At 56.7% G+C, this 12,501-nt stretch carries 11 protein-coding genes; 5 read left to right on the top strand and 6 right to left on the bottom strand.

Features of this window, described 5'->3' with window-relative positions; all coding sequences use genetic code 11:
* Positions 1-20 precede the first annotated feature (20 nt).
* From WNY39_RS12235 to WNY39_RS12215, 5 genes are all read left to right on the top strand, one after another.
* Positions 21-1,577 carry an ABC transporter ATP-binding protein gene (locus WNY39_RS12235; RefSeq protein WP_342845849.1) on the top strand — a complete coding sequence of 519 codons (1,557 nt, stop codon included), beginning with the start codon at positions 21-23 and terminating at the stop codon, positions 1,575-1,577.
* 1 nt (position 1,578) lies between these two features.
* Positions 1,579-2,709: an ABC transporter permease gene (locus WNY39_RS12230; protein ID WP_342845792.1), complete on the top strand. Its 1,131-nt coding sequence runs from the start codon at positions 1,579-1,581 to the stop codon at positions 2,707-2,709.
* Positions 2,709-3,677 (top strand): ABC transporter permease, encoded by a 969-nt coding sequence (locus WNY39_RS12225; RefSeq protein WP_342845791.1) that lies wholly within the window; start codon positions 2,709-2,711, stop codon positions 3,675-3,677. The genes WNY39_RS12230 and WNY39_RS12225 overlap by 1 nt, the downstream gene beginning before the upstream one ends.
* An 81-nt stretch (positions 3,678-3,758) precedes the next feature.
* Positions 3,759-4,667, top strand: coding sequence for a sulfite exporter TauE/SafE family protein (locus tag WNY39_RS12220; protein WP_342845790.1), 909 nt, complete (start codon positions 3,759-3,761; stop codon positions 4,665-4,667).
* A 47-nt stretch (positions 4,668-4,714) separates the two neighbouring features.
* Complete coding sequence (locus WNY39_RS12215; RefSeq protein ID WP_342845847.1) at positions 4,715-5,434, top strand: TIGR02186 family protein; 720 nt, start codon at positions 4,715-4,717, stop codon at positions 5,432-5,434.
* On the opposite strand, the gene WNY39_RS12210 is transcribed toward WNY39_RS12215, so the two are convergent.
* The 6 genes from WNY39_RS12210 to WNY39_RS12185 all read right to left on the bottom strand — a co-directional run bounded on the left by WNY39_RS12210 (position 5,431) and on the right by WNY39_RS12185 (position 12,381).
* Complete coding sequence (locus WNY39_RS12210) at positions 5,431-6,129, bottom strand: SDR family oxidoreductase (RefSeq protein WP_342845789.1); 699 nt, start codon at positions 6,127-6,129, stop codon at positions 5,431-5,433. The genes WNY39_RS12215 and WNY39_RS12210 overlap by 4 nt on opposite strands.
* Positions 6,126-7,664, bottom strand: coding sequence for an AAA family ATPase (locus WNY39_RS12205; protein ID WP_342845788.1), 1,539 nt, complete (start codon positions 7,662-7,664; stop codon positions 6,126-6,128). The genes WNY39_RS12210 and WNY39_RS12205 overlap by 4 nt, the downstream gene beginning before the upstream one ends.
* Before the next feature lie 41 nt (positions 7,665-7,705).
* Positions 7,706-8,341 carry an acyl-homoserine-lactone synthase gene (locus tag WNY39_RS12200; RefSeq protein ID WP_342845787.1) on the bottom strand — a complete coding sequence of 212 codons (636 nt, stop codon included), beginning with the start codon at positions 8,339-8,341 and terminating at the stop codon, positions 7,706-7,708.
* Between the two features lie 169 nt (positions 8,342-8,510).
* The gene (locus tag WNY39_RS12195; RefSeq protein WP_342845786.1) at positions 8,511-9,233 is read right to left on the bottom strand and encodes an autoinducer binding domain-containing protein; all 723 of its coding nucleotides are present in this window, start codon (positions 9,231-9,233) and stop codon (positions 8,511-8,513) included.
* Between the two features lie 368 nt (positions 9,234-9,601).
* A complete protein-coding gene (gene ccrA, locus WNY39_RS12190; RefSeq protein ID WP_341233342.1) occupies positions 9,602-10,882 on the bottom strand; it encodes a crotonyl-CoA carboxylase/reductase in 1,281 nt (426 codons plus the stop codon).
* A gap of 152 nt (positions 10,883-11,034) precedes the next feature.
* Positions 11,035-12,381, bottom strand: a complete 1,347-nt coding sequence (locus tag WNY39_RS12185; RefSeq protein ID WP_342845785.1) for a 1-acyl-sn-glycerol-3-phosphate acyltransferase — start codon at positions 12,379-12,381, stop codon at positions 11,035-11,037.
* Positions 12,382-12,501 lie beyond the last annotated feature (120 nt).

Here is a 12,501-nt window from a genome sequence, read left to right as displayed (position 1 = left end):
ACGTGAACGACAAAACGGATATGGAGCGGCAGGCAACTGCCGCTCCAGCCATTGAACTCAAAGGTATTTCCAAAGCCTTTGGTCCAGTGCAGGCCAATAAAGATATTTCCATCCGCGTCATGCCCGGTACGATCCATGGGATCATCGGCGAAAACGGCGCGGGCAAGTCCACGTTGATGAGCATCCTTTACGGCTTTTACAAAGCGGATAAGGGCGAGATTTTCATCAGTGGTAAAAAGACAGACATCCCTGACAGTCAGGCCGCGATCGCCGCAGGCATCGGGATGGTGTTCCAGCATTTCAAGCTGGTCGAGAATTTCACGGTGCTTGAGAATATCATTCTGGGTGCCGAAGACGGGCGGTTGCTAAAACCGTCGCTGGCCAAGGCACGCAAAAGCCTTTTGAAGCTGGCCGATGATTACGGCCTCAAGGTCGACCCCGACGCGCTGATCCAAGACATCGGTGTTGGCATGCAGCAACGGGTCGAGATCCTGAAGGCATTGTACCGGCAGGCCGATATTTTGATCTTGGACGAACCCACGGGCGTGCTGACCCCGGCCGAAGCCGATCAGCTGTTCCGCATTTTGGGCCGGCTCCGGTCGGAGGGGAAAACGATTATTCTGATCACGCATAAACTGCGCGAAATCATGGACATTACGGATACCGTATCGGTGATGCGACGCGGTGAAATGACCGCAACGGTCAAGACTGCCGAAACCTCCCCCGCCGAGCTGGCCGAGCTGATGGTTGGCCGCAAGGTGTTGTTGCGCGTTGATAAAGTACCAGCACAGCCTCGTGATGTCGTTCTGGATATCCACGGCCTGCGGGTTGTTGACGAAAAGGGCGTTGAGCGTCTGCGCGGGATCGATCTGCAAGTACGCGCCGGTGAAATTCTTGGCGTGGCTGGCGTGGCGGGCAACGGCCAGTCCGAACTGCTCGAGGTCTTGGGCGGCTATCAAACCGGCACTGGGTCTGTGAAGGTCAAAGGTCAGGAACTGGACCTGACCGGCAAGCAATCCGACGGCCAGTCACGACGTAACCACGGCATTGCCCACGTACCCGAAGACCGCCAACGCGAAGGTCTGATTATGGACTACCACGCGTGGGAAAACACCGCCTTCGGATACCACAAGGACCCGTCATATCGCAGTGGTATCTTGATGAACAACGCCGCGATCAAGGCCGACACCGTCGAGAAGATGGAACGCTTTGATGTGCGCCCGCCAAACCCGAAACTGGCGGCCAAAAACTTCTCGGGCGGGAACCAGCAAAAGATCGTTCTGGCCCGCGAGATCGAACGTAACCCCGATCTGTTGCTGATCGGTCAACCCACACGCGGCGTCGATATCGGTGCCATCGAATTCATTCACCAACAGATCGTTGCCCTGCGTGATCAAGGCAAGGCGATCCTGCTGGTGTCGGTCGAGCTTGAGGAAATCCTCGCGCTAAGCGACCGTGTCGCCGTGATGTTTGACGGGCAGATCATGGGCGTGCGCGATGCCGCCGACACCGATGAAAAAGAGCTGGGCCTGATGATGGCTGGCATTACCGACGCTGATGCAAAGATAGGAGCCTAGAATGGACGTCATGCCAAAATGGGCCGAGGTCGTCCTTGTGCCGCTTATATCTTTGATCTTGGCCGCAATCCTGTCGGCACTGGTGATACTCGGCATCGGCGAAGACCCGGTTGCTGCGGTCAAGCTGATGGTGACAGGCGCTTTGGGCAGTACCTATGGCTGGGGCTATACGCTGTATTACGCCACGAATTTCATGTTCACCGGCCTATGCGTCGCCATCGCGTTTCATGCACGTCTGTTCAACATCGGTGGCGAAGGTCAAGCGATGCTGGGTGGTTTGGGCGTTGCGCTTGCTTGCCTATATATCCCTTGGCCGCATTGGTCGCTGGCGCTGATCGGGGCCACCACTATGGCCGCTCTTTTCGGTGCAGCATGGGCGGCAATCCCTGCGTTTTTGCAAGCCAAACGCGGCAGCCATATCGTGATCACCACAATCATGTTCAACTTTATCGCCGCGGCGGTCCTGAACTACATTCTGGTCAATATGCTGCGCCCAAAAGGCAGCATGGACCCGGCCACCGCACGGTTCCCCGACGCAACCAAATTGCCGACACTGCATGACTTGCTGGCCCCCATCGGGATCAACTTTTCCAAAGCGGCCCCCGCCAATATCTCGCTTCTGGTCGCGATTGCCGCCTGTTTCTTTCTTTGGGTACTGATCTGGCGCACCCGGCTTGGTTATGAAATTCGGGCCTATGGCCATTCGGAATCCGCTGCAAAATATGCGGGGATTTCACCGGTAAAGATCACGATGATTACGATGATCATCTCGGGTGGGTTGGCCGGAATGATGGCCATCAACAACGTCATGGGCGAATCTGAACGGCTGGTTCTGAACGCGACCGAAGGGGCCGGGTTCATCGGTATTGCGGTTGCCTTGATGGGCCGAAGCCATCCGTTGGGCGTCTTTCTGGCCGCGATCCTATTCGGGTTTCTGTACCAGGGCGGTGCTGAACTCGCGCTTTGGACATCGATCCCGCGCGAATTGATCGTCGTCATTCAGGCATTGGTGATCCTATTCACAGGCGCGCTTGATAACATGGTGCGGATGCCGCTTGAGAAAATATTCCTAAGCATCCGAAATGCCCGCGCCCCCAAACCAGAACGTATACCGGTGGAGCCCGCAGAATAATGGATTACATGACACTTATCCAACTGCTGGACAGCACCGTTCGCCTTGCGACACCCCTGCTTCTGGCCTGCCTTGCTGGGTTGTTTTCTGAACGCGCAGGGATTTTTGACATCGGTCTGGATGGCAAAATGCTGGCGGCGGCATTCTTTTCGGCAGCAGTTGCGGCATTGTATGGCAATGTGTGGTTGGGGCTGCTGGCGGGGATAGCCGCTTCGCTCGCTCTTAGTTTGCTGCACGGGTTGGCATCGATCACCTTTCGCGGCAACCAGCTGATTTCCGGTGTGGCGATCAACTTTCTTGCCGCCGGTCTGACGGTGCTGATCGCCCAAGATTGGTTTCAACAGGGGGGCCGTACCCCGTCGCTGATCGGCGGTGCGCGGTTCAACCCCATCACCCTGCCCTTTGCCGACGCGGTTGAACCTGTGCCATTCATAGGACCGCTTTACGCCGAACTCATCTCGGGCCATTCGATCCTCGTTTATGCTGCCTTTGCCGCTGTGCCGCTGACGTGGTGGCTGCTGTATCGCACGCGCTTCGGCCTGCGCCTACGCGCTGTGGGGGAAAACCCCGCCGCGGTGGACACTGCCGGCGTGTCGGTCATCGGGCTGCGCTATGCCGCCGTATGCATCTGCGGCGTGTTATGCGGCATCGCGGGTGCCTACCTAAGCACCGCCCTGCAAGCCGGGTTCATCAAGGACATGTCGGCAGGCCGTGGCTATATCGCGCTGGCTGCGTTGATCTTTGCCAAGTGGCGGCCGTGGTACGCGCTTTGGGCGACGTTGTTGTTCGGCCTGTTCGGCGCGCTGGAAACACGCCCCGACGTGATCGAAGCATTGATCGGCGTCAAAGTTCAGGGCCAACTGCTGGGCGCGCTGCCATACGTCATGACCGTTATCATTCTTGCCGGTTTTGTTGGCAAAGCCATCCCGCCCCGCGCGGGCGGAGAGCCCTACGTAAAAGAACGCTAATGCACCTTGCGCTGCCGGAAATTTTTCGGCAGCGCAGCATCCACAATTGATTTCAATCCGAAAATCAGGCTAACAGCATATATGCAAATATACCTGCCCATTGCCGAGATTTCGGTCAACGCGTTCCTGCTTTTAGGCTTGGGCGGTATTGTGGGCATTCTTTCTGGCATGTTTGGCGTCGGTGGCGGGTTTCTAATCACGCCGCTGTTATTCTTTATCGGCATCCCGCCTGCCGTCGCTGTGGCAACTGGCGCGAACCAGATTGTCGCTTCCTCCGTTTCCGCTCTACTTGCCCATCTAAAGCGCAAAACCGTTGATCTGAGGATGGGCACCGTGTTGTTGATCGGCGGGCTTTTCGGGGCTGCCGGGGGCGTCAGCATCTTCAACTACCTGAAATCGCTTGGCCAAGTCGATTTGCTGGTCAACCTTTGCTATGTGGTCTTTCTGGGGATCATCGGCGGATTGATGTTCATTGAATCGCTCAATGCGGTTTACAAAACCCGCACCGGAAAACGCCAGCCCCGTAAGAAACACACCTGGATTCAAAAGCTGCCGTTCAAGATGCGGTTCCGTGTAACGGGGCTTTATATCTCGGTCATTCCGCCGTTGTTGGTTGGCGCGTTCGTCGGTCTGCTGGCCGCCATCATGGGCGTTGGTGGCGGTTTTATCATGGTGCCGGCAATGATCTATCTACTGGGCATGCCAACCAAAGTGGTCGTTGGCACGTCGCTGTTCCAAATCCTGTTTGTAACCGCCTTTACCACGCTGCTGCACGCGACAACCAACTATACCGTTGATATCGTTCTGGCCGTCCTGCTGCTGATCGGTGGCGTAATCGGCGCGCAATTTGGGACCTCCCTTGGGACCAAGCTGAAGGCCGAACAGCTGCGCATTCTGCTCGCCCTTTTGGTGCTGGCCGTCTGCGGGAAACTGGCGCTGGACCTGCTGCTGCAACCGTCCGAGCTTTATTCCATCGGGTTTACATCATGATCCGGCAGTACTTTGCAGCGACCCTTGCCTGTCTAACATTTTGGACGATGGCACAGGCCGAGGAAGACATCGTGCTGGGCCTGAACCAAACCGAAGTATCGATCGCTACGAACTTCAACGGGTCCGAGATTATCATTTTCGGGGCGGTCAAACGCGAGACGCCAATCCCTGATACCTCAGAATTGCAGGTGGTCGTCACGGTATCCGGCCCGTCAAAGCCCGTTGTGGTCCGCCGCAAGGAAAAGAAATTCGGCATTTGGGTGAACACCGCCTCGGTCGAAGTGGATCACGCGCCCAGCTTTTACGCCGTCGCCACCAGCGGCCCCCTTCACGATGTCCTAAGCCGGGTCGAAGACCTGCGCCACAAGATATCGATCCCTCGGGCGATCAGGTCGGTTGGCGCGCCAATGACGATCACAGATTCCGCGGCATTCACCGAAGCGCTGATCCGCATCCGCTCAAGGGAAGACCAATATCAACTGGACGAGGCAGGGGTCACCGTCGACCAACAAACGCTGTTTCGCGCGACAGTGCAGCTTCCCGCCGCCTTGGTCGAAGGCGATTATGACACACGCATTTTCCTGACCCGCGACGGAAACGTCGTCGCGCAATATGAAACCTTGATTGACGTGCGCAAGGTCGGCTTGGAACGGTGGCTCTACAACCTGTCGCGCGAACAGTCCTTGCTGTACGGTCTTTTGTCGCTGGCAATTGCAATCAGTGCCGGCTGGTTGGCCTCGGCCGCGTTTGCGCTCATACGCCGTTAACCGCGCCCGATATAGGGCATCTTGGTCGCCATCACGGTCATAAACTGCACATTCGCCTCGGGTGGCATTTGCGCCATATGCAGCACCGATGACGCTGCATGTTTCACGTCCATCGTATCCATGTCGGGATTGGCCGCCTTAAGGCCCGCGACCAGTTCGCTTTCGGCATTACCAATATCGATCTGCCCGCAGGCGATGTTAAAGGGCCGCCCATCCAAGGACAACGTACGCGTCAGGCCGGTGACCGCATGTTTGCTCATCGTATAACACACCGACCCGGGGCGCGGCACATAGGCGGAAAGCGATCCGTTGTTGATGATACGCCCGCCCGTGTTCTGCCCGCGCATGCGTTCAAACGCCAGTTGCGCTGCGATGAACATGCCATTGATATTGACCTGCATCACCTCTGTCCAAACCTCGAGCGGAATTTCATCGATGGGGCCGGACACCCCAAACAGCCCGGCGTTGTTGAACAGCACATCGATATGGCCAAACGCATCGAAAGCCCCCCGCATGGCCCCCGCATCGGTCACATCAGCGGGCAGCGCCACCGCGTTCGGATAGGCATCAGCGATTTCGGCCAGCCGGTCGGCCCTGCGCGCGATCAATCCAACGCGCCATCCTTGATCTAGGAACAGCTCCGCCGTGTCGCGCCCGATACCCGAACTCGCACCGGTGATCAGTATCGTTTTCATACCTCTTCCTCCGTCTGAATGTCCAAGCTCAGCGGGGCCACCGGGGCCGCCCGCAAGTCATCGACACGCAGCATACCCGTCGGCTTGGACAACCTGTTACGCACCACCCAGATCAGCCGTTCCTGCGCCCGCGTGATCGCCACATAGGCCAGCCGTTTCCACAAGGGCTGCCCCGCCTCTGACCGGCCCATCCGCGCTGCTGCGTATAGATCGGGGGCAAAGACCTGAACCGTATCCCATTGGCTGCCTTGCGCCTTGTGGATGGTCACCGCCGCACCGTGCAAGAACGTGGCCCCCATACGGGCGGCAAAGGGGATAAACGGCTCTTCCTCATCGGGTTTTTCAATCTTCACAATCGATGCGGCCGATATCTGCGGATCCTCAGCACCCATCACATGCAAGCGGCTGAACCCGGGTTTGCGACCATTGCCCAGATAGATCACCTGCGCCCCTTTGATCAGGCCGCGCGCCTCTAGGTCGAGCCGTTTTTTGCGGTGCTTCAGGGGCAGTTCAATGCCATCGCAAATCAGCGGTTCGCCCGCCAACAACGCATCCTCTGGCGCGCCATGAACGGACCGGAACGCATTGATCAGACGAATGCGCGTCGCGTTGCGCCACACCAAAACGGGGGACCGTGCCATCAAATCAACCTCGACACGCTGACCCCAGACCACACGGTCATCTTTCTTTGCGGCCTCTTCGATCATGCGTTCAAATTGCTCAAACGTCAGATCAGGATCTGCGAGGGCATGTGCCAAATCAAGAATGGGGTTGTCGGCTTGCTGACGGTGGATACGGCTTAGGTTCAGCACCCGGTTTTCCGGCAATTTCTCGAACACCATAGTGCCGGATTGCCCGACCGGGGCCAGCTGCGCAGGGTCACCGAACAACAGCAGCGTCGGAAAAATCTCTTTCAGGTCTTCGAACTGCTTGTCATCCAGCATCGAACTTTCATCGACCAAACCGATATCCAAAGGTTCTTCGCGTCGCTTCCACCCTGTGATGAAATCGCTACCCCGCAACCCTGCTGCCGCCAGCGCGCCCGGGATCGATTTATTGTTGGCATAAAATGCAGCGGCACGGTCAAGCGACACCTCGGTCAGCCCCTCGATCTCGGGCCGCTCGCCATTACCGGTCAACCATTCAGCGATACGCTCGTATTCGGGGTCGTAAACGGGGGTGTATAATATCCGGTGGATCGTCGTCGCAGGGACGCCGCGCAGCCGCAGCACCGATGCCGCCTTGTTCGTCGGGGCCAAAATCGCGAGCGACCGCTTGTCCTTGCGTTTGCGGGATTCGTAATCGCCCGAAACAATATCAACACCGGCGGCTTGCAAGGCCTTGTACAGTTCTGCCAGCAACAGCGTTTTGCCGGATCCGGCCTTGCCAGTTACGGCCATAACCTGATCCTTGCCCCCGGCGGGCGGCATCAAAAAACTGTCTTCCAGATTAATCCCGGCAAGGCGCAGCATTTCGGTTACGCTGTCATACGCAGCCGCCTGATCATCTGAATAGGTAACTATAGGTGTTGTCATAGCGCGACCCTAAATCAGGGCCGCGCCGGGGACCAGACAACTTAGCCGCTAAACGCAATCTTCATCGCAGAAGCTGCCCCGAAACTCTGCTCAAACCACTGCGCGGATTGGCGCGGCGAAATACCCGACCGTTCCGCCAATCGCGCTTGCGCCGCTTGGTCAAAGCTCCAGAGCCCCACGCTGATCCGTGCCGCGCCCTCACCGCTGCTGCCCAGAATTTCGGGCGACGCACCCGTCATTCGGTATATCCGAACCATCCGCGCATCAAAAACCCCCGCGAAATGTGCAACGCCAAAGCCCCGCATAATCTCTCCACCGCCCAGCATTAGCGCAGCGGCGGCCTGCCCGGACGCATCCGCGCTCAGGCAAAACCGTGTGCATTCCCAAATCAAGGGGCTGCGAATAGGCCCCTCCAATAATTCCAAGAAATGCTCATTGACCATGGTCCGCCCTGTTGTCGGCAAAAACCGCATCGACCCGCCATGGATGCCCCCCGGCAACTCCCAAATCACGTATAGGGGGTTTAGCCCATCGTATGCGTCTTGCTCAAACCCGTCGGCATCGACAGTAACATCCCAATTCAACCGGTCTTTGAATTGCGCCGCCCTGTCGCGAAACATGGTTGCACTCAGTTTCGGGTGTTCTTTCAGTTGGTCGCCGTAAATGTATCTCAACATGAATTGCTGCATCCCCTTGCTGGTTCGGGGGTCTCAATACATGTGGGTTATTTAACGCTGGCCGATGTCAGCGCCCGCCAAAACAACCGGAATCGCAACTTCACTTTTCCAAATGGATTAAAATCCCGGGGGAGCCTGAAAGGCGGGGGCTGGCCCCCTTCTTGGCCAGCTACACAATAATCAGCCCGCGGCTAAGCGCACGCGCCACAGCATGGGTGGTATTCAGCGCGCCCAATTTGAACCGCGCACTTTCAATATATACGCGCAAGGTATGCTCCGAAATGGATAGGGTGTTTGCAACTTGCGCCCGATTATACCCAATTGCGATCAAGGTCATTGCGTCGACTTCACGCGGCGAAAGCGCTTGCGCGGCTTCTGGTTTGCGCCCCGGCTCCAATTCCAGCGCCTTTTCGTTGAAATAATGCGCAATCAAAATAAGCTCGCGGCGGTTGGCCTCAGTAAAGGCTTCCCACTCCGGATCGCTACAGGAATTGTTTACGGTAAAAAGCGCAAATTGCCCGTTTGGCCCGCGTATTGGAACAGAAAAACCCTGGTTTCCGATGCCATATTCAATCGCTTCCAACAGCAATGCGCGCGCGGCTTTGCTGCTCCAATCCAACCGTTTCCAATCCACAGGATGAAAACGTTGATAGCACCCCGATATCACCGGGTCCGTGCGCAGGTAATTCTGGCTTAGATAGCGTTCCTGCCAGGCCTCCGAATAAGTGCCACAGCCATATTGATCCCCTGCGGAATCAACCCAGTGATACACGACATGCGCAAGATTGTAGTGGTCCCGCAGCGCTTCGCTGGCGACTTGTAGACCCTCAAATGTGGTGGCCTGTTCCAGCCCCTCCAATATCAGATCCAGCTTTGCAGAGATCGCTACCATTTGGCTTCCGTCCAGTCCTGTCCTCACGGGCGGAAATCTCGGCCAAGGCAACAATCGCGGTATCATCCAACTGTTCGGCCAATACAGGCAAACCGTTGATTGTCGCGAATGCCTTCAGATCGGTGAGAACTTCCAATATCCAGTCGCTTTGCATGTTAAAATTCTCACTTTTGTGGTTAAATATTGATTAACACAACCATAGCATGCGTTCAAATTTGCACATAGTCGCGGTTTCCAACTCCCCATTTCTGGTGGGATAGCGTTCAGACAAGCTATTGTTTCACAAAATGCCACTTTCAAACGCATCGCGCCCGCAAAGCGGTTAACCGATTCGCGGGCGCATTCCGTCCTATTCGAACGTGTGTTTCTTACTTTTTCGCTTCCAAAGCATCTTCCAAGGTACGCAAACCGGTTGTCGGTGACTGTACCAGAACAGACATGTTCCCCGGCTTGTGCTCGTTTGCCAACATTTTCATGTGGGCGGCGGGCAGGTCATTCCATGTAAAGACTTCCGACATGCACGGGTCCAAACGGCGCTCAAGCATCAGTTTGTTCGCCGAGGACGCTTGCTGCAAATGGGCGAAGTGGCTGCCTTGCAGTCGCTTTTGGTGCATCCACATATACCGCACGTCCAGTGTCAGGTTAAAGCCCGAGGTACCGGCACAGATCACAACCATGCCGCCCTTTTTACAAACGAAGGTGGACACAGGGAATGTCGCCTCGCCGGGGTGTTCGAACACCATATCGACGTTCACGCCTTTACCCGTGATTTCCCAAATCGCCGCACCGAATTTGCGCGCCTCTTTGAACCAGGCGGCGTATTCCGGTGTGTTCACTGTTGGCATCTGCCCCCAGCAGTTGAAATCCTTGCGGTTCAGAACGCCCTTTGCCCCCAAGTCCATGACGAAATCACGCTTTGATTCATCCGAGATAACACCAATCGCATTTGCGCCAGCGGTGTTGATCAGCTGGATCGCGTAAGACCCCAAACCACCCGATGCGCCCCAAACCAGTACGTTTTGGCCAGGCTTCAGGTCGTGTGGTTCGTGACCGAACAGCATCCGGTACGCCGTCGCCAAGGTCAGCGTATAACAGGCGGCCTCTTCCCAGGTCAGGTGCTTGGGACGTGGCATAAGCTGCTGTGCCTGCACGTTGGTGAACTGGGCAAATGACCCATCAGGTGTCTCATAGCCCCAGATGCGCTGGCTGGGCGAATACATCGGGTCGCCGCCGTTGCAATGTTCGTCATCGCCATCGTCTTGGTTGCAGTGAATCACAACCTCGTCGCCGACTTTCCAGCGTTTTACCTTGTCGCCAACCGCCCATACGATCCCCGACGCATCGGAACCGGCAATGTGAAAGGGTTGTTTGTGGCCGTCAAACGGGCTGATCGGTTTGCCCAAGGCAGCCCAGACACCATTGTAGTTAACGCCAGCCGCCATAACCAGAACCAGCACTTCGTGGCTGTCGAGTTTTGGAACATCCACCACTTCTTCCAGCATCGCCGTGTTCGGGTTGCCGTGACGTTCGCGGCGAATGGTCCAAGCGTACATTTGCTTGGGCACATACCCCATCGGAGGAATTTCACCGATTTCGTACAGGTCTTTTTCCGGCGCATCGTACTGCGCAATGTTCGTGTCCAGGGCCATGGGGGTCTCCACTGTCAGAATTCGTTTGTGCCGCAGTGCAGAATCGCGGCGTCTAAAAGTGAGATATTGCCCGCAGCGCAACAATGCAACCGGAATTGGGTGGAATTTGCAACTTTATAACTTTGCAACCGCAGAAAAATCGGGGCTGGGTTCTATTTTTCAAAGAAATGCGCGATTGAGTTGGCATAGAAGGTCAACGCAGGCAGTTGATCTGGCACCACTTCAATTAAACCGTTGGCAGGCTGTATCATCCCGCGCTGGACCAGATGCTCCCGTGCCTTATCGACCGCGTCGTCAAAATCATCATGCGGGATGTCTATGGATGTTTTCGCCTGCCCCAACAGCCGCGCCATCTCAGCAGTCAGCGCGTCATCGGTCATTGGCCCTGCGGCCGACACCAATGCATGCGCCATCAGCGGAACAAACAGCAAGGGCATCTCGCTGGCGATGCGCCCCATCAAATCTTGGGCCACACGATCCACATCGGGGTTAGGGCCATAGTCACGCAATGGGACGGGTTCACCAAAAACCACTGCCGCTTCACCAAAGCGCAGAAACTTGCCGCGTATCCGCAACCATGTTTTCCGAAGGATGAATATCAAGATTACCGATATGCGCGCCTTGAACCGGCGGGTACCTGCTTGGCCTGCGGCAATCAAAACGCGATCTTCCAAAACCCGATCATAGTTAATAGCCACCGGCACGAACACCACGTCCCGATCGGCAAGGTCGGCCTCAAGTACATAGCCGAGCAGCCCCATTTTCGGCGGCATCAACTTGCCATCAAGGCTCAGCCCACCCTCCGGGAAAATTGCTTGGGTCACGCCGCCTTGGGTCGCCTTTTGAACGTAGCGCGCCAGAATTTTGCGGTACAGCGCCCCCCGCGATTTGCGGCGGATGAAATAGGCACCCATCGATCTTATCAAACGGCTAAGCGGCCAAACCCGCGCCCATTCCCCTACCGCATAGCTAAGCGCAGACGCCTCGCCCGCCAGATAGGTCACCAATACATAATCCATGTTGCTGCGGTGGTTCATGATGAAAATCACCGTCGCGTCGCTGGGTATCTTTTCGATCACGGCGGCGTTGTTGCTGCCTGTGCGTACCTCGTACAACGTGTTGGCCAAAAACCGAGCAAGCCGAATGCCGAAACTGAAATAGGCAAAGGCGCTAAAGCTCGGAACGATCTCGCGCGCATATCGGCGTGCTTGCTCGAACGCGACGTTTTCGGGAATGCCTTCTGCGCGGGCATGATCCGCAATCGCCTGACTGACTTGGGGGTCATAGATCAGCCGCTGGATCATGTCGTGACGGCGGGCCAGCTTGAACGGTTCAATCGGGCGTGTCAGCCGCTTGTTCAGCCGTGCCACCGCCCGCTCGAGGCGCAGCCGGAAAAACCAACGCACGGATGGTAATAAGAAATGGCTTAGCGCTGTGACTGCTGCAAAAAGCAAAATCACCACAAATAGCCAGATAGGAAGTTCAACGGTCTGCGTCATCGGCCCACCCTTGCAGAACCAAAAGGGGCTGGGCAATATTAAAAGCTGTTCTCGCCATGGTCCTTGGGGGCGTGACCGGCCGCGGGACAGATCACCTCCAGCCGCCTGTCGCCATTTTGC

The organism is Sulfitobacter sp. AS59 (assembly GCF_038899995.1).
Classification (GTDB): Bacteria; Pseudomonadota; Alphaproteobacteria; order Rhodobacterales; family Rhodobacteraceae; genus Sulfitobacter.
The sequence above is the reverse complement of the archived record's forward strand: the minus strand, read 5'-3'. Positions and strand labels throughout refer to the sequence as shown.

What these genes read in the sequence shown, in the direction of transcription:
- WNY39_RS12225 (WP_342845791.1), top strand. Translation starts at nt 2,709, where the DNA reads ATGGATTACATGACACTTATCCAACTGCTGGACAGCACCGTTCGCCTT.
- WNY39_RS12235 (WP_342845849.1), top strand. Translation starts at nt 21, where the DNA reads ATGGAGCGGCAGGCAACTGCCGCTCCAGCCATTGAACTCAAAGGTATT.
- WNY39_RS12195 (WP_342845786.1), bottom strand. Translation starts at nt 9,233, where the DNA reads ATGGTAGCGATCTCTGCAAAGCTGGATCTGATATTGGAGGGGCTGGAA.
- WNY39_RS12200 (WP_342845787.1), bottom strand. Translation starts at nt 8,341, where the DNA reads ATGTTGAGATACATTTACGGCGACCAACTGAAAGAACACCCGAAACTG.
- WNY39_RS12230 (WP_342845792.1), top strand. Translation starts at nt 1,579, where the DNA reads ATGGACGTCATGCCAAAATGGGCCGAGGTCGTCCTTGTGCCGCTTATA.
- WNY39_RS12185 (WP_342845785.1), bottom strand. Translation starts at nt 12,381, where the DNA reads ATGACGCAGACCGTTGAACTTCCTATCTGGCTATTTGTGGTGATTTTG.
- WNY39_RS12210 (WP_342845789.1), bottom strand. Translation starts at nt 6,129, where the DNA reads ATGAAAACGATACTGATCACCGGTGCGAGTTCGGGTATCGGGCGCGAC.
- ccrA (WP_341233342.1), bottom strand. Translation starts at nt 10,882, where the DNA reads ATGGCCCTGGACACGAACATTGCGCAGTACGATGCGCCGGAAAAAGAC.
- WNY39_RS12205 (WP_342845788.1), bottom strand. Translation starts at nt 7,664, where the DNA reads ATGACAACACCTATAGTTACCTATTCAGATGATCAGGCGGCTGCGTAT.
- WNY39_RS12220 (WP_342845790.1), top strand. Translation starts at nt 3,759, where the DNA reads ATGCAAATATACCTGCCCATTGCCGAGATTTCGGTCAACGCGTTCCTG.
- WNY39_RS12215 (WP_342845847.1), top strand. Translation starts at nt 4,715, where the DNA reads ATGGCACAGGCCGAGGAAGACATCGTGCTGGGCCTGAACCAAACCGAA.